The sequence below is a fragment of the Streptococcus sp. OMI750 genome (assembly GCF_047463895.1).
GTDB lineage: Bacteria > Bacillota > Bacilli > Lactobacillales > Streptococcaceae > Streptococcus.
The window spans coordinates 97,812-120,300 of record NZ_JASHCZ010000003.1; the positions used below are offsets into that span (position 1 = coordinate 97,812).

A 22,489-nucleotide genomic window follows, 5' to 3' on the forward strand; every position below is an offset into this window, starting at 1 on the left:
GTCCACTCCCTTCTCTATTTCTGACTTTTTCGGCTGAAAACCAGCTCTGCAAAAGGACCAAATTGTCTGAGGCTATCCAGTTGGTAAAAGCGCTGCCCTTCCTCTTGGGTAAAGAGGGGAACCCCCTTTCCTAGGATAAGGGGCGCTATCTGAATAATGAGGTGGTCGAAAAGATCCGCATCCAAGAGCGGTCCTACCAAGGAATTACCACCAATCACAAAGACATTTTTGCCTTTGTCAATCTGGTGAACAAAGTCCACCACATCCCCAGCTACTGGCTGGTAATTGCTGACAGGCAGATGCCTATCATGCGTAAAGACATAGTTTTCCGTAGCTTGATAAAAACTTTCTACATCTTGCAAATCTTGGATTTCCTCAAAGGTCCGCTTGCCCATGATGGTGATATCCATTTGCCTGTAAAAGTCATCATAGCCTGTATCCTCTACAGAACCAAGCTGATGCAGCCAGTCTATCCTGTGCTGGCTGTCTGCCAAGTAGCCATCCATGGTGATACAGCCGTAAAAATATACTGCCATTCTTGTAGTTTCCTTTCCAGTTCTACACTTTTGGTTTCAGATAAACCACCTGGGTCCGTTTGACAAAGCCAATCTTTTCATACAAGCGTTTTGCACCTAGGTTGCTGTCTTCTACGGCAATCTGAAATGCCTTGTCATTTTGCTCAATCAGTTGGTTGATAAGGGATTTTGCTAGATAAGTTCCATAGCCTTTTCCACGTTCAAGTTCAGCTATTGCCAAGCCAAAGAGGTAATTCGTATTACTCGACAAATCAACCGTGCAAGTTCCAATAACCTGACCGTTTTTTAATAAAATATATAGGAGACTTTCTGGATCCTTCAGAGCTTTAGTGACATATCTATCCACAACTTCTCTAGATTCATGGTCCTCTGAGAATGCCTGAAATTTTAACTGACTAATTTGATCCTGATACGAACGATCTGCTAACAAAACTTCCAGATTGGAAACATTTGCTAACGGATAAGGTCTTCTATCCTTACCTAACCAAGTTTCTGTCTCTTCATCCTCAACCAGTCCCCAGTTGCTGGCGAAATCAGGATGGCGCTCTAGAAAAATACGCTCAGTCTGAAAGGTAACAGACTCAATTGGATAAGAGGCCGTTTCTTTCTCAAAACTTCTATATAAAGCACGCGCAATGCCTTGACGACGATGATTGGGGTGAACCAATATTGCCACTTCCACATCTTGGTCATCTGCATAGACTGTTAATAGGCCAACAAGCTCGCCTTTTTCATAATAAAGGAAAAAGGCAGGCATGTTTGGGTCAAAATTGAGCATATTGGAGAGATAGGGATCACGATAGGTACCGTCATAGTTCTGACAGATAGCAATCAGAGCCTTTGCTTCCAATAGTTGGTGGTCATTCAATGTATTGGTTGCTTGAATCATGTAGCTATCTCCTTACAAGCTAGAAGACCGATGACTGGCTTCCTTGGCGTGCTCCATCTTATTCACGTAGTATTCGCGTTTTTCTTCTTCCTGGTGAATGATTGGCTCATCCTTTTTGCCGTGCACCCGTACAATCTTAGCAGGGATTCCGACAACGGTCACATCACTCGGTACATCGGAGACCACGACCGCTCCCGCTCCGACTTTGGCCTTGGCTCCAATCTCAATTGGACCGATGACTTGGGCATGAGCGGAGACCAAGGCTCCTTCACGAACCGTTGGATGGCGTTTGCCGACATCCTTCCCTGTTCCTCCAAGGGTCACCCCGTGGTAGAGCATGACGCCTTTTTCAACAATGGCCGTTTCCCCGATAACAAGGCCCGCTCCATGGTCAATAAAGACACCAGAGGCAATGGTCGCACCTGGATGGATCTCAATCTGGGTCCAAAAACGCCAGAATTGGCTGTGCATCCGCGCTAGAAGCTTAAATCCATGGTTCCACAAAAAGTGGGAAACACGGTGAGCTACCAGTGCTTTGACGCCCGGATAGGTCAAAAGGACCTCCAGCGAGGTACGCGCTGCTGGGTCATTTTCTTTTACAATATCGATGGTTTCACGCCACCATCCCATACCGTGCTCCTCCTTTTCTAATGATTATTCTGAATCTTTTTGTGTAATGGTAAAGTCTTTTTTAGGTTTGTGGTCTTTGTTGTGGTGACGAGGACGATCGCTATGGCGATGAGTCTTTTCACCGTTTTCTTCACTGTTTTCTGTTTTTGGCGGACGAGGAAGAAGAGCCTTCATCGAAGCATCGACACGACCTTTTTCATCAATCTTGATAATCTTGACATCGACTTCGTCTCCAATTTCCACTAGATCTTCCACACGGTTGGTGCGTGTCCAAGCCATTTCAGAGATGTGAACGAGGGCATCCGTCTTGTCAAAGAGGTTGACAAAGGCACCAAATTTCTCGATCCGAACCACTTTGGCATGGTAGACTTCATCCACTTTGGCCTCACGCACCAAACCAGCAATGATCTCTTTGGCACGGTTGATGGCAGCTTGGTCGCTAGAGTAGATAGATACGTTACCTTCTTCGTCGATGTCAATCTTAACGCCTGTTTCAGCGATGATTTTATCAATCGTTTCTCCACCCTTACCGATAACAATCTTAATCTTGTCCACATCAATCTTGATGGTATCAATTTTCGGAGCAGTTGGAGCCAATTCTGGACGAACTTCTGGAATGGTTGCTTCGATCACATCAAGGATTTCAAAACGGGCTTTCTTGGCTTGAGCAAGAGCTTCCGTCAAGATTTCTGCAGTAATCCCTTGAATCTTGATATCCATTTGAAGGGCTGTAATACCGTCACGCGTACCTGCAACCTTGAAATCCATATCTCCAAAGTGGTCTTCCAAACCTTGGATATCTGTCAATACTGTATAGTTGTTACCATCTGAAATGAGACCCATAGCAATCCCTGCTACTGGGGCCTTGATTGGCACACCACCAGCCATAAGGGCAAGCGTTCCCGCACAGATAGATGCTTGAGAAGAAGATCCGTTTGATTCCAAGACTTCTGCTACTAGACGGATAGCGTATGGGAATTCTTCCAAGCTTGGCAAGACTTGAGCAAGAGCACGCTCACCAAGAGCACCGTGACCAATTTCACGACGACCAGGCGCACCGTAACGTCCTGTTTCCCCTACAGAGTATTGTGGGAAGTTATAGTGGTGCATAAAGCGTTTCTTGTACTCTGGATCCAAACCATCGATGATTTGCGTTTCACCCATTGGCGCCAAGGTCAAGATAGAAAGAGCCTGAGTTTGTCCACGAGTAAAGAGACCTGAACCGTGTACGCGAGGAAGGAAGTCAACAACTGCATCCAACGGACGGATTTCATCAACCTTACGGCCGTCAGGACGAACCTTGTCTTCTGTGATCAAACGGCGCACTTCTGCGTGTTCCATTTGTTCCAAGATTTCAGCCACATCCCGCATGATGCGGTCAAATTCTTCGTGGTCGGCATATTTTTCTTCGTAAACAGCTGTTACTTGATCTTTCACTGCTTGAGTCGCAGCTTCACGCGCCAATTTTTCTTCAACTTGGACCGCTTTTTGAAGGTCTCTGTTGTAGGCTGCGATGATTTCAGCCTGCAATTCAGCGTCCACGTGAAGTAATTCTACTTCTGCTTTTTCTTTCCCAACTGCTGCAACGATTTCTTCTTGGAAGGCAATCAATTCTTTGACAGCTTCATGTCCTTTGAGAAGAGCTTCCAACATGATTTCTTCTGACAATTCTTTGGCACCAGACTCTACCATGTTGATCGCGTGCTTAGTACCTGCTACTGTCAATTCAAGAAGCGAGCGCTCTGCTTGTTCTTGAGTTGGGTTAATGATGATTTCCCCATCCACATACCCCACTTGTACCCCAGCGATTGGTCCGTCAAATGGAATGTCTGAGATAGACAAGGCCAATGATGAACCAAACATGGCTGCCATTGGTGCAGATGCATTTTCATCGTAAGAAAGGACCGTATTGATGACTTGCACTTCGTTACGGAAGCCTTCCGCAAACATTGGACGGATTGGACGGTCGATCAAACGCGCTGTCAAAGTAGCGTCTGTTGAAGGACGTCCTTCCCGTTTCATAAAGCCACCAGGAAACTTCCCAGCTGCATACATTTTTTCTTCGTAGTTGACTTGAAGGGGGAAGAAATCCCCAGTTGCCATCTTCTTAGACATAACGGCAGCCGTCAAGACAGTTGACTCACCGTAACGTACGACAACAGCGCCATTTGCTTGCTTCGCAACCTGGCCAGTCTCTACGATTAACTCACGACCCGCAAAAGTCGTTTGAAACACTTGTTTTGTCATTGTAATCCCCTTTGGATTGATAAAATTATACGACTTGCCTACAAAGATCAAGATATTAAGGCCGTCAAAGGCAAAGTAAAAATAGGAAACTGACGCAGTGTGCCACGCACACTAAGAAATCTATCTTTTTCACTAGGGATTTAGCCCGTGTTCAATTATCAAGATACTAAGGCCGTCAAAAGCAAAGTAAAAATAGGAAACTGACGAAGTCTTCGATGAAGACAAGACAGTTTATCTTTTTTACACGGCTTTTCGGCCGGGTTCAATTACTCAAGATACCAAGCCGTTAAGCAACTTAAAAAGATATAGATTGCAACAGCCTTTCTGTATATTATATCCTCATCTTTGTATCCAAGCACGTATACCTTTTATTTTAACATATTCAAGACCAAAAGAAAAAGGCTTTGAGAGCCTTTTTCTGCGAATCTTTAATGTGTCCTATATAAAAATTTTAGAGCTAGATATAGCCTTCATTTATTTTTAGGATTTTGCGAACTCAGTGCTGTCGACATAAAAGCGTGTTTTATGGGTTCCACCCTTGTAGTCCTTATTGTTTCGTTTCAAGACAAAACGTCTGTATGGGTCGGAAGTTCCTTGGATAGTCGTTGTCACTTCAACTGAATCTTCATTGATCACCCAGTCATCCGGTGAAGGGATTTCCATCGGTGGCATCGCTCCCCCACGACCACCAGGAACAACTTCGTAGAAGGCCTTGTCTTTTGTCGAATAGATCCAGCCGTCTTTCTTTTCATTTGTAAGCTGGATCAGCTTGTCTTGTGAAAGACTGCGAATTGAGTCCGATGTCAATTCTGCATCTAATTTATCAATGATATCTTGCAGATTATAGGTTCCCGGCGTGTAGGTATTGTAGTAATCAATGAACATGTCTTGCGAGTAGCCCTCAACTGCACTGTGGTCATTGTTCAACTCTAGCAAACGAGTCGGTTGCACCTGAAGAGAATAGGTCAAAGACGCACTGTTTTCAATGATCGAATAGATATCCGCTTGGTCCGCTTTTGACAAGGTCCCAATGGCTTCTTTGTCATTTTCATCTGACTTAGCTTCTTCCGTCTGCTCTTTTTCTTGAGCCTTGTCAGATGATTTTTTGATGGATGAAGATCCTACTGGAGCATGCTTACGCTCATACCGTTTCGGAGCACAAGCTGCTAAAGAAAGCAAGAGGGTTACAGCTAGTAAATAGGTTCCAATTTTTTTCATGTTTGTCTCTTTTTTTCTTAGTTCACACGGTAGTACAAGTCGTTGCCATTCGTCACATCACTCTTACTCCAGTATATGGATTCACTTCCACCTTCTCTTGAAGGAATGAAGAGAATTGGCGTTTCGTTCGTTGCTCCAGGCATGCGACTAAGCCCATGTAAATTACCTTCTTTGAAGTAAAACTCAGAAAATTGAACGCCAGTGAGAGCACTACCATTGACCTTAACAATTCCTTGCGCATCAAACTCAATACTAGTTCCGTGCTTATTTTTCCATACTCCTGCTACACTTGAGAAATTTCCAGCTTTAATTTCTTCTAGATTCATTCCAGTCTTTGTAGCGGCAGGCGCTGAAGCTGATTCAGCATTGCCACTCACGCGCGATGTAAATTCAAGGGCGATCCAGCCTTGTCCGGATTCCAATTTACCCCAGGTATGGCCATCTGCCTCTACAGTTTCCGTAATGGTGTGAATACCTTTTGCGATCATTCCTGCAGAGGGAGCTGAGGTCGAGGGTTCTTTTCGAATGCGAAGATCAGCTACGCTAACTTGCACTTGGAAGCTTCCAAACTTTTTCTCTTCCGTTTTCGCTGTTGTTTGGGCCTTGTCTTCACTAGCAATCTTCTTCCAATCAAGCTTCGTGAGTTCCAATTTCTTAGCAGAAATACCAAGAGCTTGCTCTACAGTTTCCTTGCCTCCAATTTGAATCGTCGCTTTCTTTTCTTCCTTAGCTTCCCCTTTTTCTAGCGAATAAAGGATCAATTCCATCTCCGGCTGAGTTGATTGCCAACTAGCGTAGGCAAGCTGACCATTGTCATAGGCTTCTAAGCTAGAACGATAGCCACCTGCAGAAGCCACATAGGCTACATGGAGTAGGGTTGGTTGCTTGTCTTTCAAATAATAGACTGCAGCAATCGTTTTGACATCCCCAATCAGCAGTTCGTCACTACCATCTTGATTGAGATCCCAAAAAGCATAGTGCCACTCATTGGTGCTCCCAAGTGTTTGAAGGTTAAAGACATAGGCATATTCCTCTGAAGTCGCATCGATCTTCTTCAGTTCATTTTGTAAAGTCGTTTGATCCTGAGCAGTAATCGCAACTGCATAAGCCTTGTAGCGGTCTAACACTTCTTGATAGTTCTTTTTTCCTGTATCCTTCTTTTCTTTTTTGACAGTTGATGACGTTGCTGTCTTCGGCTTACTTTGACGCTCATAACGTTTGGGTGCACAGGCGACTAAAGAAAGAATTGAAGCACCTGTTAGGAATGAAATTATCAGTTTTCTCATAGTAGCACTCCTTTAGTCCACACGGTAGAAGAAGTCGCTTGCTTCCCACCATGCAGATTGACCTGTCCAAATCCGGTCTTTCCCAATATCAGAGGGATCTGCTATCTGTTCAACATATACTGGTAGGGATGTTCCCCCCGGAATAAATCTTATAATTGCACCACCAACCTTATACTTAGGATTGGCGAAACCTCCACTAAGGTGATTATCCGTTGGTTGAATTCGATTAACCACCATACTTTCACCATTCAGGAAAACCTGATCTGCCGATCCAGCTCCATCAAACACCAGTGTCCAACCTTTCCCATTTCTCCAGGTCCCTGCAATACTTGAAAAATCACCGTTCTGAATTTCTTGAATGTTCATTCCGCTGCTTTTCTTACTTGAGCTCGCTGCTTTAGAACCATCCACGCGCGTTGTATAGTCAAGGGCGATCCAGCCTTGTCCAGATTCCAATTTGCCCCAAGTATGACCATCCGCGTCTACAGTTTCCGTAATGGTGTGAGTTCCTTTTGCGATCATTCCTGCAGATGGGGCGGAGGTAGACGGTTCTTTCCGAATACGAAGATCAGCTACGCTAACTTGTACTTGGAAGCTTCCCGATTTTTTCTCTTCTGCTTTCGCTGTTGATTTGGAATCCCCTGTACCGTCAAAATTTTTCCAATCGAGCTTAGTGAGGTCTAACTTCTTAGCAGAAATCCCAAGAGCTTGCTCTGCCGTTTCCTTGCCTCCAATTTGAATCGTCGCTTTCTTTTCTTCCTTAGCCTCCCCTTTTCCTAGCGAATAAAGGGTCAATTCCATTTCTGGATTCACAGATTGCCAAGTAGCATAGACGATTTGTCCATTGTCAAAAACATCTAAGCTGGAGCGATAGCCACCCACCGCAGCTGTATAAGCTGTATGGAGCAATTCAGCTTTTTGACCTTTAAGGTAATAGATAACAGAAACATACTGTTTGTTTCCCGTGTATTGATTAGACACCAAGAGCTCATCCACTCCATCTTGGTTCAAGTCTGTAAATGCATATTGGAAGGTGACCGGAGTTTCCAAGCGTTCCAAGGCATCCAGATAGATATTTTCTTCAGAACCCGATTGTAATTTGCCTAATTCCTCAAAGAGGCCTGTTTTATCCCCATTTTTAAGAGCTGCATCATACTTAGCATACTGCTCCAAAACCTCTTGATAATACTTCTGACCTGTATCCTTCTTCTCTTTTTTGACCGACGATGATGTGGCCGTTTTTGGCTTGCTTTGGCGTTCATAACGTTTGGGTGCACAAGCCACTAAAGATAAAACGGATGCACCTGCCAGTAGTGAAATCATGACCTTTTTCATAAAAACCTCCTCATATCTATCCTAGTATATCAAAAATGGTCAATTTTTCCAGCTCTTTTCAAGATTTTTACACAAGCATTTTCCCCTCTCCCTCTATGTTTCTGCTCCTTTTTCTGATATACTTAGTATAGTTATTTGATCAAAAGGAGAACACTATGGAATTAAAAAAACGTTCTGAATTTCCTGAGAACGAACTCTGGGACCTCACAGCCCTCTATCAAGACCAGGAAGACTTCTTGCGTGCCATTGAAAAAACGCGCGAAGAAATCAATGAATTTGTCCGTAACTACAAGGGCAATCTCCACACTTTTGAAGACTTTGAGGCTGCCTTTGCGGTCTTTGAACAAATTCAGATCCAACTCAGCCACATTGGTAACTACAGCTTTATGCCACAAACCACTGACTTTGGCGACGAAGCTTTTGCAGAGATTGCTCAAGCGGGGATGGATTTCGAAACTTGGGCAAGCGTCGAACTTTCCTTCTTTGATGATGCTTTGGTAGAAGCGGATGAAGAAGTCCTCGAACGCCTGGGACAACTCCCTCACCTCACTTTCGCCATTCGTCAGGCTAAAATCAAAAAGGCTCACTACTTGGGAGCTGATGTGGAAAAAACTTTGACCAACCTTGGTGAAGTCTTCTACGGACCGCAAGACATCTATACCAAGATGCGGGCAGGTGACTTTGAAATGGCTGATTTTGAAGTAGATGGAAAAGTTTACAAGAATAGCTTTGTCACCTATGAAAACTTCTACCAAAACCATGAAAATGCAGAAGTCCGTGAAAAAGCCTTTCGTTCCTTCTCAGAAGGTCTCCGCAAGCACCAAAACACGGCTGCTGCTACCTATCTAGCCCAAGTCAAGTCTGAAAAGCTGATCGCCGATATGCGGGGCTACGACTCCGTCTTTGACTATCTCTTAGCTGAGCAGGAAGTGGATCGTGCCATGTTTGATCGTCAGATTGACCTAATCATGAAGGACTTCGCTCCAGTAGCTCAAAAATTCCTCAAACACGTGGCCAAGGTCAACGGTCTTGAGAAAATGACCTTTGCTGATTGGAAGTTGGACTTGGACAGTGCGCTCAACCCAGATGTCACCATTGATGACGCTTATGACTTGGTCATGAAATCTGTGGCACCTCTTGGGGAAGAATATTCTCGCGAAATTGCCCGCTACCAAACCGAACGTTGGGTCGACTTTGCTGCTAATGAAGGCAAGGATTCAGGTGGGTATGCAGCTGACCCTTATCGCGTCCATCCTTATGTCCTCATGAGTTGGACAGGTCGGATGAGCGATGTTTATACCCTGATCCATGAGATTGGACACTCTGGTCAATTCATCTTCTCAGATAATAACCAAAGCTACTTCAACGCCCACATGTCGACCTACTATGTGGAAGCTCCTTCTACCTTTAACGAGCTCCTCCTCAGCGACTACTTGGAACACCAGTTTGACGATCCTCGTCAAAAACGCTTTGCCCTAGCTCACCGCTTGACAGATACCTACTTCCACAACTTCATCACCCACTTGCTGGAAGCGGCTTTCCAACGCAAGGTCTACACCCTGATTGAAGAAGGTGGTACCTTCGGCGCTAGCAAGCTCAACAGCATCATGAAGGAAGTCTTGACCGAATTCTGGGGAGACGCTGTTGAAATCGATGACGATGCAGCTCTAACATGGATGCGCCAAAGCCACTACTATATGGGGCTTTACAGCTACACCTACTCAGCTGGCCTAGTTATCTCAACAGCTGGTTACCTGCATTTGAAGAACTCCGAAAACGGAGCTAAAGATTGGCTAGATCTCCTTAAATCAGGCGGTAGCAAGACCCCACTGGAGTCTGCTATGATTATCGGAGCAGATATCTCAACTGACAAACCACTTCGCGATACGATTCAATTCCTTTCAGACACTGTGGATCAAATCATTGCCTACAGTGCAGAATTGGGAGAATAAGTACAATTTTCAGACTTAGTTTATTCTAAGTCTGATTTTTTAATTAAATATCACCAGTTAGTGATTGAAAACGCTCTTATATTGTGGTATGATTATTGTGAAAAATATTACTAAGTTTGGAGAAAAAAATGAAAAAGTTTGTCGATTATATCATGACTCAACCAGTTTGGAAAGTCCTTCTTTGTGGTCTCGGAATCCTCTTTATGATTTTTAATCCCAAGATCATTCTCCCACTCCTCTTTTTTGGTGGTATAGGATTTGCATGGTATTTTGCTAAAAAGAAACCCAACGCTACTAAAAGAAATATCGCTGCTATTGCTTCCGTTCTTGCAGTCGGAGGCACCTACTTAATCAATCCCAATATAGCTTCCACTAAGCAAGAAGAGCAAACTCAAGCTACTCATTTTGCATCCACTCCGTCTAAAAAAGACGAAAATACAAAAAAAGAAGCTGAAGCAAAACGTGAAAAGGAAGCAGAAGAAAAAGAGAAATCTGAGAAAGAAAAAGCAGAAAAAGAGAAAAAAGCAAAAGAAGAACGCGAGAAAAAGGCGAAAGAAGAGCAAGAACGAAAAGAAAAAGAAGATCGCGACAAAAAAACGAAGGAAGAACAGGAACGAAGGGAAAAAGAAGAACGAGATAAGAAAGAGGCCGAAGCAAAACAACTTGCTGCTCAAGCTGAAGCTGCCGTACAACAACTAGAAAATAATCAAATTCAAGATAACGTTGCTCCAGCTCAAGCTGCCATCGCAAATGTAGCGGACCAAGGAACAAAAGACCGCTTAACTCATCGTGTTGGATTAGTACAAAATGACATTAACGTCAGGGCACAACAAGCTGCTGAAGCTGAACGAGCTCGACAGGCCGCAGCCGCTGAACAATCCAGACAAGCTGCAGCTGCCCAACAAGCGCAGCAACAACAAGCATTTGTCACACAACCTCAACAAGGGGGCTATCGAAATTGTGGTGAAGCACGCGCTGCAGGAGCTGCACCACTTTACAGAGGACAAGCTGGTTATAGCCCTCGTTTAGATAGAGATGGTGACGGTGTTGCTTGTGAATAAGAAAATTCTGAGCCTCCTTTTTTCCATTTGTACAATCTCTCTGCTTGCTATTTTATACTTGAATTTCAAAAAGAGAGAAATTATTATCCCAGGTTCTTACAAGGAAGCAATGACTTACGTCAAAAAGATTCCGCTATCTGAAGTACAAGAGAAAATCAACAACAAAGAAGATTTCATCCTCTTTATCGGTCGCGAATCCTGCCCATACTGCCAAAAATTTGCTCCCAAATTAGCAGTTGCTATTCAGAAAACGAATCAGACCGTTTATTACCTTGATAACGATTCTAAAGAACGAAAAGAGATCACCTCCTTTGCTCATGATATGAATGTCAAAACAGTACCAAATTTATCATCTTTTAAAAAAGGTAGTAAAGAAAACTATTTAACAAAAGGTAGTAAATCAAGCATTGATGAAATCATAGAACTCTTGACTCAATAATCCAATTTAAAAACATCTATACAAAAAAAGCTAAAGAATCATTTTCTTTAGCTTTTTTCCTTTTTAACTTAATTCAACTCAGCAATAATTGCCTTAATTTGTGCTGCAGTATGCACACCTGCTACTTGTTTGACAACTTGCCCATCTTTTTTAAAGAGTAAGGTTGGGATGGACATAATGCCGAAAGCACGCGCGGTTTCTGGATTCTCATCCACGTCCATTTTAACGATCTTCAACTCATCTTCCGAAAGTTCTTCCGATAATTTTTCTAGGATAGGAGCTTGCATGCGACATGGACCACACCAGGTTGCCCAAAAGTCTACCAAGACCAATCCTTCTTTCGTTTCTGCTTCAAATGTTGCGTCTGTAATTGCTTTTACCATTGTTTTTCTCCTTTAGTTTTTGTATTGATCGAGATCTTGCTTCATCAAATAGAAGAAGACATCTCCGTAAGTTCCATGGTAATCGAGTTCGTGCCCATTATAGGTCAATTTTTGTACAGGATAGTAATCCGCTACACCAATCAAGCAAGTCTGTTGGGAGCGTTCAAACTCTTCATAGGAATCAAAATGCATGACTCTTTCTTGCTTTGCACCATCTAGATATGTAATATCAATCATAGCGATAACCTCTATTTCTTAAGATATATCTATTGTAACTCTCTTCATTACATCTGTCAAACAAAACGACTTCCTCAGAATGATGGATCTTGTGCGATAAGGAAAAGACAACAAAACAAAAAATCTCCCCGAAGGGAGATCGATCTGGTCTATTTTACCTTACGATGCTAGGAACCGTAGCCGAAGATTATACTGGATAAAACCGTTCTAGAAAAGGCGACGAACCGAAGATTGTAGGCTCTATCGTGCCATTTTCATACATGATGTATAGTCCAAGTGTAATGAATACTAAGGGCACAACGATTCGCTCATATTTTTCAATTGTCTCGGATATTAACGGCATAGAGGATAGCACACGACTAAGCTCGCAAAAGATAATTATGCCGATTGCAAACACAAGCAATGCCACGAGTGTCTGTGACCAATCTAACGAAGCAAAATAAGGTATATAGATACCTAAATTATCTCCGCCAGACGCAATTGTCAGCAATGTAACTGTCCAAAACAGTTGATTTGCCTTGCTTTGTTCAAATCTTTCAATAATTTCCTCCTCTTCTTCCTCACCTTCTCCAACAATTGCAAAGCGAATCCCTAAATAGATAGGGATTAAACCAAGCAATCCAACCATCCATGCTTCAGGCACGAAATTGACGACATAAGCAGCAACTAAACTCGCCCCTACAAGTAAGCCTGTGCCTAGATATTGCCCCGCATAAATATGCCATTTCTGTTTATTCTGTGATAGCTGTGCAAATAAAATAATTAAAATAATTAAATAATCGATACTGGTGGAAATATAAACACCAATAGCAGATATGATTGTCTGTCCCATAAAAAAACTCCTGTATTAGTCAGTAATAAATCAGCAGATTTTAGGGAAGCACAGACACATTAATTTAGCTATCGCTAGTGGGTAATGTCGAACGTAGGAAAGCATTTTACTCCTCCTCAAAACGTAGTTACAAAGTAATTTCTAACTGGAATTCGGTGACTACTTCCATGTAAAGTATAACCCACTATACTTTACTTCGTAAAGTCTGGGCTCTCCGAGGGGGCTTGCAGACTGCTACCATTTGAGATTTTTGTAGTCTCCAAAATTGTGGCCGATAAAACCCCAATAAAAAAACCCTCTGAATTCAGAAGGCTCCATTCTTGCTGGATGAAACGTTTCTAGACAAGGCGCCGAGCCGAAGATTGTACTGATGGTACATCGAGGCGAAGTCAACGAAGTGTAGAAACGTTTTAGACGCAAGATTAACGACGAAGTCCAAGAGAGTTGATCAACTCACGGTAACGGTTAACGTCGTTGGTACGAAGGTAAGCCAACAAGTTACGACGGCGACCGATTTTCTTCATCAAACCACGGTAAGTAGCGTGGTCTTTTTTATGTTGTTTGATGTGGTCGTTCAAGTGGTTGATTTCCCAAGTAAGGACAGCAACTTGTACTTCTACTGAACCAGTGTCACCTTCGTGACGTGCGTATTGTGCAATGATTTCATTTTTTTTCTCTTTTGAGATTGCCATGATAAGCTCCTTTTCTTTATGCTCTATCCGAGTGGCAGGTTTGGCATAGCCTGCTACCAAGAAAGAGTTAGTTGTCTATTCGACCTATTCATTCTACCAAGATTTCATCTTTCTGTCAAACACTTATGTTTCCTTCCAGATGAATTTTTAAGGACAGATCCATTTTACAAAAGCCCATTCCTTTACTCTACGTTGAACCTCAGGAAGTTGAACGATTTAACCCTATTATTCCTCGAACAAAGAGATTTTAAAAGACAAATATCTTTTAGAATATTTGCCTTTTAACTGTATGAATCTTATTTTTCTTTTCGTTTACCACGCAAGAGCAAAGCCAAAGCAAAAACTGCTAAGAGTGCACCGAGTATCGTCAACCCATAAGCAACGACTTCACCAGTTGATGGAAGAATTTTTTTCTTTCCTTCTCTTGGTGTGGTTGGAGTTTCTGGTTTCTCCGATGTGCTTGGTGTGGTTGTCGATGGAGTCGTAGACGGTGTAGTCGTAGACGGTGGTGGTGGGGGCGTACCTGGCGGGGTTGCCGGTGGTGTATGATGGTTGGTTACCGTGAAACCATCAATAGTTGCTGTGTAGCCTGCCACTGGATCCTCTGTAATGGTGTAGGCAATCTTCTTGCCTTCCTTGTATACTGGTAGATCCGTAAAGCTTGCCCGCCAATTGTCAGTAGCAGTAATTTCTTTTACAGCTACTTCTTGACCATCTGCAAGCAGACGGACTGTTACCTTATCTGGACGAAGACCATCTTTATTTTCCTTATCATCCCAGATTTTCTTGACAGCTACTTCTGTCACTTCTGGTGTACGACTATTGGTAATATTCGTTCCTTCAACACTTGTTTCATAGCCTGCAACAGGTTCTTCTGAAACTGTGTAGGCAATAAGATTACCAGCATCGTCAACAACATCAAGATTGTCAAACTGGTAGAGCCAATTTCCTTCTGCATCTGGTTTCACTTCTTTAGAAGCAACTTTGGTCCCATTCGCTAAAAGATTTACGGTGATTTTTGATGGTCGTTTGCCATCATGATTGTCATTGTCGTTCCATGTCTTTTGACCAGCAACGCTGGTTTTTTCTTTTTGGTTTACGACATCACGAGAAATTGCGAGGTCATTTCCGAAATCGTCCTTGCTGATCTTGATAGGCTCTTCTGATAGGACATATCCTGTCGGAGCTTGAATCTCTTGCACCGTATAAGCTTGCTTGATCAAGCCAGTAATGGTTCCTGTCCCTTTCTCATCTGTGGTAATGGTTCCGACTTGCACACTAGTGTCATCTGCAATCACCGCAAAGACAGCACCTGCAAGAGCCTGACCATTTTCTCCTTTTTTGTGGATGGTGAAGGAATATTTCTCACCATTAAAATCTCCATCAAGAAATTGATACAGAATGTCTGCAACCTTATTTTGCTCCTGGACTTCTGTCGCTGTCATCTTCGCATTATTTTTGTAGGAAGTATTGATGGCTGGGACCTTGTCCAAATAAACATCATAGCGAATGGTCATTCCTTGTTCTGGAGCTAGATCTCCGATATGAACCGTTAGAGATTGACCATCGGCACTGACAACAGGGGAATAATTTTTAGTGACATTTGTGGTATCTCGTAAATGATAAGCCCCATCTTCGTTATCGATCTGCCAAGTTCCAGTATGGATATTGATAGAATCTGCTTTGATTTTTCCATCTGTAAAGGCCAATTGGTCTTTAATATCAATATTATGAAGGGCAGTGTGACCTTGATTGATGTTCAAGGTATAGGTCAATTTTAATTTATCATCTGAGTTAGTCCAGCCCCATTTGCTAAAGACTTCTGGAGTTGGAGGATACTCACCTGGATTCACTCCTTTATAATCGATCTTTCCACCTGAAATGACGTTCTTATCGACCGTAAGAGTGAAATCAAGCGTCTTTTGTCCTTTGACAACTTGGTGATCCACACGCGCGAAAAATCGCAGTTTCCCTGTTACATTGGCCATTCTTTCAGGATAGTCTGTATAGGTTACTGTGATGATTTTTCTTTGATCATCTACCGTTGCTGTCGCAACTTTTTGACCACTTGGATCGAGCAGGTCAATGGTATCCGTTTCAAAGACCTTGAAGTCATCTCCAAGTTGAATGACGGTCTGATCTCCCGCTTTCACACGCCCATTAGGCAGGACAAAGTTCGCTTCAACTTGAAAACTTTCCCAAACACCGAGTGGTTCTGTAATGGCCCCACCAGTTGATTTGGAGATAGTGACAGATGACACGACATCATTGATCGTATCTGCATGAACTTTAGCGAGACTATTGGGTTTGGCAAATCCTAAAGCCGCTACCAAAAATAGGACAACTGTTGTTACAACAGAATAAAGCCTCTTTTTCATAAACGATTTTTCTCCTTTTTCTACGTTTACTAGATAAGGTATAGGCGAAAAAAAATTATCACTACATATTGTGAATTTACGCACAACCTATCTTTTTTCATTATAATCGATTTACTTTGAGAAGACAAGCTAATATATATGCTTTTTGTATTTTAAGTACATTTTCTTGATACAAATAAAAAATAGCAGTCTGTTCGAAGCAGACTGCTTATATTTTTGCTTATAAAGGAACTCCAAACGCCTCTAAGGAGGCCAGTTCAGAGGGCTTGAGCCGTCGCCACTCCCCCAATTCAAGAGTGGGATCCAGGCTCAGAGGTCCCATAGAGATCCGCTCAAGATCAACCACTTCCTTGCCACAGGCTGCGACCATGCGCTTGACCTGGTGAAATTTTCCTTCTGCGATGCGGATCTGAACCAAGCAAGTTTTGGCTTCTTGATCAACTTCCAGAATCTCCAACTCAGCTGGCAGAGTCGTGAAATCTTTCAACTCTATTCCTGCTTTGAAGCGGACGACATCTTCCCGGGTCATGATTCCAGCCACATGGGCGCGGTAGAGCTTATCCACATGCTTCTTTGGGGACAACATAGCATGAGCCAACTTCCCATTATTGGTCAAAAGTAGCAAGCCATGGGTATCGATATCTAGCCGTCCGACAGGAAAGACTTCCTTATGACGAGCTGTCTCATCCAATAGATCCAGCACAGTTTGGTGATGGTCATCCTCTGTAGCGGAGATGACACCAGCTGGTTTATTGAGCAGATAATACACGAAGGTTTCATGGACCAAGTCTCCCCCCATAAAGGTCACCTGGTCCTTAGCTGGATCAATCTGTAGTTTCCCTGCTGTCTCTTTTTTGCCATTCACTGCAATTTTCTTTTGCTTGTGGAGTTGCTTAACCTCGGTCCTACTCCCCACACCACAATCTACTAAAAATTTATCTAAGCGCATGATCTCTTCCCACCCTTTCGCACAATCCAAAGGCCAAAAAAGGAAACCAGGATCATGAGGATACCAGAAAATCCAAAAATAAAGGCAGGAGCTGAGGAAACAGTTCCTAAGAGGCTGAGAACAAAGGTCGTCGCGATCGAACCTGCACTACACCCCAAAATCGCAATGGAAGTTGCCTGACTTAGTACTCCAGCAGGCATCTGATCAGATATGACATTAAAAACAGTTGTGAGAGCTACACTATAGGCAAAGCCTGCAAGGACGGTCACAATGGCAAGCATCCAGAGATTGGTAGAAAGCCCGATCAACATTTGGGTCAAGCCATAGGCCACTCCCGAAACGAGCAACAAGCGATCGCGGAAGAGCTGGGTTAATGGGGAGAAGGCTAATCCTGCAAGAATCCCGACAAATTGCATAGCTGCTAAAATAAGCCCTGCAGTTTGGGCAGTGCCATGCCCAACTTGCTCCACCACACTTGGAATCCGAACAGTAATCATGACATTAGATAAGACGATCGACGCCGCAACAACAGCTAAGCCTAGTGCCGTCCGCCATTGACTAGCTGTCATCTGATCATTCCGATGTTTCTCCTCTGCATCCACTGTTTTCGAATCATAAGAGACAAATAAGAGATACAAGAGCAAGATAGGAATACTGATTCCATAGACGAGAAAGGCAGCCTGCCAGCCAAAGCGGATCAAAAGGCTAACCCCAAAGGTCAGAACTGCTGTCCCGACAACTTCTGCAGAGCCACGAATGCCAAGGGTTTGGACACGTTCTTTCCCCTTGTAACGCTCACTGATAATAGCGATGGCAGATACATTGAGCAAACCGACCGCCATCCCAAAAATAATCCGAGATAAAAAGACAACCGGATAGGCTGGACTGATCAAGGGAATAAAGCCACACAGGGCGTACGCAACTAGACCGGTCACAATCATTTGACGCTCTGAAAACAGGCGCCCAATCCACTTATTGAAGATAAGCGAGACCATGATCCCTGCCGAAGGAAGCGAGACCAAGAGCTCAATCATGCTATGAGGAATTCCCTTGTAATAGGCAAACATGGCCGACTGCGCACTCGAAATCGAAAACGAGGTCGTCAAAATGAATGAAAGCGCGAGAATACTCACTTTCTCCATGATTCTTTTCATTATATTATCCTTTAAACTAATCTTTTTTCACACTCCTCCTATAATAACACGAGCTAGTGACAGGACGCAATAGATTGAATTAAAAAAACGAAATGATTTCTCCATCATTTCGTTCGTGCTAGTAATTGTGAGGCGAAGACTCCTGTTCCAACCATCAAAACGCCAATCAAGACAAAGAGCAGGTGATTGGAAGGAGCTAGTGGCGTCACCAACTGGATGAAGAAAGAAGAGAGGGCTGATCCGAGATTGCAGCCAATCAAGACAAGCGAGGTCGCAAGGTTCAGGAGATTGGTCGGGATTTTTTCAGATAAGTGATAGAAGATACTGGTGACCCCCGTACTGTAGGTAAATCCTGCCAAGAGGGTTCCTAGAATCAGGCTCCACAGCTGTCCAGACAAGCCAATCAAGGCTAAAGCTAGACCGAAACCAAAGCACATAATCATGAGCAAGTTCTTTTTGAAAACATGTGTCAAACTAGCAAATCCCACTCCCGCTACAATCCCTGTCAATTGCATCAGACTTAGGACTGTTCCAGCTGTTGTCGCTGTTCCCATACGAGCGTCAACAATGATATCCGGCACGCGCAGGCTAATGATGGAATTGAAACAAATGATGATACCAGCAATCACGGCTAGCATCAGACTAAAACGCCATTGAGGGGAGCGAAGGCGTGCGGAACTTTTCTTTTTCTCCTTCAAGCTAGCCTGTTTTTTCCCCTTAGGATAAGGGACAAAAAGGATATAGAGGAGTAAAATCAAGTAACCACCTCCATATACAGCAAAGATCGCTGGCCAGCCTAGGGGTAAGAGTTGTCCAACAATAAAAGTCAAGATGGCTGAGCCCACCACTTCAGCAGACCCCCGATAGCCCAGCATTCGAGTCTTGTCATTCCCTGAGTAGCGTTCACTGATAATCGAAATAGCCTTGGCATTGATCATTCCTGTCCCCAAACCAAAGAGAAAACGACTCAGAAAGATGAGAGGATAGTCCTGCACGACCAAAGGCACAAGGCCGCTAGTTGAAAAGAGCAAGAGCCCTGCGACAATCATCTGGCGCTCACTCATCCACCGCTCGATCAGGCTATTTAAAAAGAGCATGCCCACAACCGCAAAGGCCGGCAGGGAAACCAAGAGTTCCACCCGGCCTGCTGAATATCCGAATTGGCTAAAATAGGCCTTCATAGCTGGCAAACCGGCTGTAATTGAAAAGGATGAGATCAGCATGAGCGACAAACTCAAGAGACTGATTCTTTCCATTGTTTTTTTCATTTTTTATTTCCTACACTTTACTGGTAATTTTTTGATTTCACTAACTTTTTCAGAAAAGATTTAAACTAGTATTTTCAATAGAATCCTAGTATAATCAATTTAGAAAGAGAAAAACAGGACATTTGTCCTATTTTAGGAGATTAAGATGAAAAAAGTTTCCCCTTCTACGAAACTCATGGAGATCATCACTGACTACCAATTGGATCAGATCTTTCCAGATGACTGTCTTAGTCAGCTGGACCTCGTTCTCTATCAGGCTGGAGAGTATATCTGCCGCCAGGGTTCTGACCAAGATGTCATTCCTTATTTTCTCAAAGGCCGGCTCAAGATCGTCCACAGTCTTGAAAATGGTAGCGACACCATCCTTGAAATCCAAGAAAAACCTGGACTCTTAGGAGAGATTGAACTCCTGCTCGATCGGGTCTGTATCACATCGGTCATTGCAGACCAAGACTCACTAGTCGTTCAGCTCTCTGCTCGGCATTTCAAGGACCGACTCCTACTTGATCCAACCTTTTTGCGCTCTACTGCCAAGACCTTGGCTGAGAAATTGCACCAGATCAACTATTTGGCTCCTGCCAACTTTCATTATTCGGTCAAGGAACGCCTAGCTACGCATTTTTTGGAGCATTGTGATGAAAATGGGACCCTCAAGCCCAAGATGAATCAGCTGGCCCTGCGTTTTGGGATCAGCTACCGCCACCTTAGCCGTGTCATCAAGCAGATGATCGACGAGGGCTTAGTCCAAAGAGAAGGGCGAGTCTATACGATTTTAGATGCAAAAAGGATGAATGATTTGTCCATCAAACATGCGGAAACCGCCGACAGATAACTTTAATTTTAGGCTCTTTTGTGTTATCATGGAGGTTAGAAAGAAAGTGAGAGTAAAACGATGAAAGCAATTGAAAAAGTTACAAGAGCATCCCATTTGATTGATATGGATGACATCATTCGCGAAGGAAATCCAACACTTCGAGCTGTTGCGGAAGATGTGACCTTCCCTTTGTCTGATCAGGAAATTATCCTAGGTGAAAAAATGATGCAATTCTTGCACCATTCTCAAGACCCTGTTATGGCTGAAAAACTTGGCCTCCGTGGAGGAGTGGGACTCGCTGCCCCTCAGCTGGACATCTCGAAACGCATTATCGCTGTTTTAGTGCCCAATCCAGAAGATGCCGATGGCAACCCACCAAAAGAAGCCTATAGCCTTCAAGAAGTCATGTACAATCCAAAGGTTGTTGCCCATTCTGTGCAAGATGCGGCTCTTGGTGACGGGGAAGGCTGTCTCTCTGTAGACCGCAACGTCCCAGGCTATGTGGTTCGCCATGCCCGCGTGACCGTGGAGTATTTCACAAAAGATGGGGAAAAGAAACGCATCAAACTCAAAGGCTACAACTCCATCGTCGTTCAACATGAAATCGACCACACCAACGGCATCATGTTCTATGACCGCATCAATCCAAACAACCCATTTGAAATCAAAGAAGGACTCTTGATTTTAGAATAAGATACTAAGGGCATAACTGACAAAAACGTAAGGTAGAAGTGATGAATTCACTCCTACCTTACGTTTTTTATTTACGAGACTTCATCTACCGATTTCTGTCTCTTAGCACAGCGGTTGATTGACGGTACTTGAACCTTTCGGTTCTTCGTCCAGTCTAATCAACTGTGTGGGGGCAGGACTACGAAATCGAGACTGCGTCTACCGATTTCTGTCCTGCTCCCTATATTGCCCAATCTCCGTTGCGGAAGACTGGAACGCGGGTACCGTCTTCTCGGATGCCATCGATATCCATTTGGCTTGAGCCGATCATGAAGTCGACGTGGACGTCTGAGCGGTTGAGGCCGGCTGCTTCGAGTTCTTCTTCTGTGAATTCTGCGCCACCTTCTACGCTGGTGGCATAGGCTGCCCCGATGGCCAAGTGGTTAGAGGCATTTTCATCAAAGAGGGTATTAAAGAAGGTAATGCCTGATTGGGAAATTGGACTTGGATCTGGTACGAGGGCACATTCCCCCAAGGCACGCGCTCCCTTGTTTTTGAAGACCAAATCTTTCATGACTTGATCGCCTTTTTCTGCTGTGATATCCACAATTTCTCCATTTTCAAAGGTCACTTTGATGCCTTCGATGATGTTCCCATTGTAGCTAAGCGGTTTTGTGGAAGTGACATAACCTTCTGCACGACGGAAGTCAGGAGCTGTAAAGACCTCTTCTGTCGGCATATTTGGCAAGAAGCCTTCGCCTTGGGCATTGATAGCTCCAGCAGATTCCCAAACATGGTTTTTCGGCAAGCCAAGGGTCAAATCGGTTCCTGGTGCTGTGTAATGAAGGGCTGAGAATTGTTCTTTATTAAGCATCTCCGCCTTGCTCTTGAGAGTAGCAGCATGCTCTTCCCAAGCCTTGACTGGATCTTCTTCGTAAACCCGGCAGGTCTTGAAGATTTGATCCCATAGGAGATCCACTGCTTCTTCATCGCTCGCCGCATTTGGGAAGACCTTTTTCGCCCACTCTAAACCAGCTGCTGCAGCCACTGTCCAGCTGACCTTGTTGGATTGAGTAGCGATGCGCATTGGTTTCATAGCCATTCCCAAAGCCTTGGCAGAAGCAGACAATTTCTCTGCATCGACACCATTTAAGGCACCTGGATCAGAAGAACGGACACCAAGACGACTCGCTTTGTTTTCAAGAAGGTAGTTCATCTCTGCAATCTTGTAGTCAGGCACGTTGTCCAAGCGATCCATCGGTGCATGGAGGAATTTTTCCCGGGTCGTAAAATCATCTGCCCATTGGACAATCACTTCGTGCGCACCCAAGGCATAGGCTTCCTTCACAATCAAGTGGGTCAATTCTCTTTGCTCCACATCGATGTTCAAAGCCAAGGTATGGCCAGGTTGCACGTTGATGCCGTTTGCCACCAACAATTTTGCGTATTTTTCTAAGTTTTCTTTAAAATTTGGTAAAACCATTTTTTTCTCCTTCATAAGTGAATGATCTTCTCCT

Annotated in this window: 21 protein-coding genes; 5 read left to right on the forward strand and 16 right to left on the reverse strand. The window is 43.7% G+C overall.

Annotated elements, in window-relative coordinates:
- Window positions 1-14 precede the first annotated feature (14 nt).
- The 7 genes from QM830_RS07135 to QM830_RS07165 form a co-directional block, all read right to left on the reverse strand.
- Window positions 15-536 carry a dihydrofolate reductase family protein gene (locus QM830_RS07135; RefSeq protein ID WP_000301974.1) on the reverse strand — a complete coding sequence of 174 codons (522 nt, stop codon included), beginning with the start codon at window positions 534-536 and terminating at the stop codon, window positions 15-17.
- 22 nt (window positions 537-558) lie between these two features.
- Window positions 559-1,425 carry a GNAT family N-acetyltransferase gene (locus QM830_RS07140; RefSeq protein WP_414326204.1) on the reverse strand — a complete coding sequence of 289 codons (867 nt, stop codon included), beginning with the start codon at window positions 1,423-1,425 and terminating at the stop codon, window positions 559-561.
- A gap of 12 nt (window positions 1,426-1,437) precedes the next feature.
- Window positions 1,438-2,055, reverse strand: coding sequence for a serine O-acetyltransferase (cysE, locus tag QM830_RS07145; protein ID WP_414326206.1), 618 nt, complete (start codon window positions 2,053-2,055; stop codon window positions 1,438-1,440).
- Window positions 2,056-2,079: 24 nt separating this feature from the next.
- Window positions 2,080-4,302, reverse strand: a complete 2,223-nt coding sequence (pnp, locus tag QM830_RS07150; RefSeq protein ID WP_414326208.1) for a polyribonucleotide nucleotidyltransferase — start codon at window positions 4,300-4,302, stop codon at window positions 2,080-2,082.
- 480 nt (window positions 4,303-4,782) lie between these two features.
- A complete protein-coding gene (locus QM830_RS07155; protein ID WP_414326210.1) occupies window positions 4,783-5,520 on the reverse strand; it encodes a hypothetical protein in 738 nt (245 codons plus the stop codon).
- Window positions 5,521-5,537: 17 nt separating this feature from the next.
- Window positions 5,538-6,806, reverse strand: a complete 1,269-nt coding sequence (locus QM830_RS07160) for a DUF6287 domain-containing protein (RefSeq protein WP_414326211.1) — start codon at window positions 6,804-6,806, stop codon at window positions 5,538-5,540.
- A gap of 12 nt (window positions 6,807-6,818) precedes the next feature.
- Window positions 6,819-8,141 (reverse strand): DUF6287 domain-containing protein, encoded by a 1,323-nt coding sequence (locus QM830_RS07165; protein ID WP_414326213.1) that lies wholly within the window; start codon window positions 8,139-8,141, stop codon window positions 6,819-6,821.
- A gap of 155 nt (window positions 8,142-8,296) precedes the next feature.
- On the opposite strand from QM830_RS07165, the gene pepF reads away from it, so the two are divergent.
- From pepF to QM830_RS07180, 3 genes are all read left to right on the forward strand, one after another.
- Complete coding sequence (pepF, locus tag QM830_RS07170; protein ID WP_041818432.1) at window positions 8,297-10,093, forward strand: oligoendopeptidase F; 1,797 nt, start codon at window positions 8,297-8,299, stop codon at window positions 10,091-10,093.
- A gap of 128 nt (window positions 10,094-10,221) precedes the next feature.
- Entirely contained in the window at window positions 10,222-11,154 is a 933-nt protein-coding gene (locus QM830_RS07175; protein ID WP_414326215.1) for an excalibur calcium-binding domain-containing protein, read from the forward strand.
- Between the two features lie 109 nt (window positions 11,155-11,263).
- The gene (locus QM830_RS07180) at window positions 11,264-11,593 is read left to right on the forward strand and encodes a thioredoxin domain-containing protein (protein ID WP_232198440.1); all 330 of its coding nucleotides are present in this window, start codon (window positions 11,264-11,266) and stop codon (window positions 11,591-11,593) included.
- A 68-nt stretch (window positions 11,594-11,661) separates the two neighbouring features.
- Here the strand turns inward: QM830_RS07180 and trxA are convergent, their stop codons facing one another.
- From trxA to QM830_RS07220, 8 genes are all read right to left on the reverse strand, one after another.
- Window positions 11,662-11,976 carry a thioredoxin gene (gene trxA, locus QM830_RS07185; RefSeq protein WP_009732179.1) on the reverse strand — a complete coding sequence of 105 codons (315 nt, stop codon included), beginning with the start codon at window positions 11,974-11,976 and terminating at the stop codon, window positions 11,662-11,664.
- Between the two features lie 12 nt (window positions 11,977-11,988).
- Window positions 11,989-12,213, reverse strand: coding sequence for a DUF4649 family protein (locus QM830_RS07190; protein WP_003010037.1), 225 nt, complete (start codon window positions 12,211-12,213; stop codon window positions 11,989-11,991).
- A gap of 187 nt (window positions 12,214-12,400) precedes the next feature.
- Window positions 12,401-13,045, reverse strand: coding sequence for a CadD family cadmium resistance transporter (locus QM830_RS07195; RefSeq protein WP_125374551.1), 645 nt, complete (start codon window positions 13,043-13,045; stop codon window positions 12,401-12,403).
- 422 nt (window positions 13,046-13,467) lie between these two features.
- Window positions 13,468-13,737 (reverse strand): 30S ribosomal protein S15, encoded by a 270-nt coding sequence (gene rpsO / locus QM830_RS07200; RefSeq protein ID WP_009732177.1) that lies wholly within the window; start codon window positions 13,735-13,737, stop codon window positions 13,468-13,470.
- A 296-nt stretch (window positions 13,738-14,033) separates the two neighbouring features.
- Window positions 14,034-16,115, reverse strand: a complete 2,082-nt coding sequence (locus QM830_RS07205) for a Cna B-type domain-containing protein (RefSeq protein ID WP_414326217.1) — start codon at window positions 16,113-16,115, stop codon at window positions 14,034-14,036.
- A 220-nt stretch (window positions 16,116-16,335) separates the two neighbouring features.
- On the reverse strand, window positions 16,336-17,064 hold the full coding sequence (locus QM830_RS07210; RefSeq protein ID WP_414326218.1) for a pseudouridine synthase: 729 nt from the start codon (window positions 17,062-17,064) through the stop codon (window positions 16,336-16,338).
- Window positions 17,055-18,218, reverse strand: a complete 1,164-nt coding sequence (locus QM830_RS07215) for an MFS transporter (protein ID WP_414326220.1) — start codon at window positions 18,216-18,218, stop codon at window positions 17,055-17,057. Before QM830_RS07215 ends, QM830_RS07210 begins: the two co-directional genes overlap by 10 nt.
- A 104-nt stretch (window positions 18,219-18,322) precedes the next feature.
- Window positions 18,323-19,486, reverse strand: a complete 1,164-nt coding sequence (locus QM830_RS07220; protein ID WP_414326222.1) for an MFS transporter — start codon at window positions 19,484-19,486, stop codon at window positions 18,323-18,325.
- 145 nt (window positions 19,487-19,631) lie between these two features.
- Here QM830_RS07220 and QM830_RS07225 point away from each other — a divergent pair, with 145 nt between their 5' ends.
- Window positions 19,632-20,318 (forward strand): cyclic nucleotide-binding domain-containing protein, encoded by a 687-nt coding sequence (locus QM830_RS07225; protein WP_414326224.1) that lies wholly within the window; start codon window positions 19,632-19,634, stop codon window positions 20,316-20,318.
- Window positions 20,319-20,378: 60 nt separating this feature from the next.
- Window positions 20,379-20,993 (forward strand): peptide deformylase, encoded by a 615-nt coding sequence (def, locus tag QM830_RS07230; RefSeq protein ID WP_003004253.1) that lies wholly within the window; start codon window positions 20,379-20,381, stop codon window positions 20,991-20,993.
- Between the two features lie 220 nt (window positions 20,994-21,213).
- Here def and QM830_RS07235 read toward each other — a convergent pair whose 3' ends face one another.
- Window positions 21,214-22,455, reverse strand: coding sequence for an aminopeptidase (locus QM830_RS07235; RefSeq protein ID WP_414326226.1), 1,242 nt, complete (start codon window positions 22,453-22,455; stop codon window positions 21,214-21,216).
- Between the last annotated feature and the right edge of the window lie 34 nt (window positions 22,456-22,489).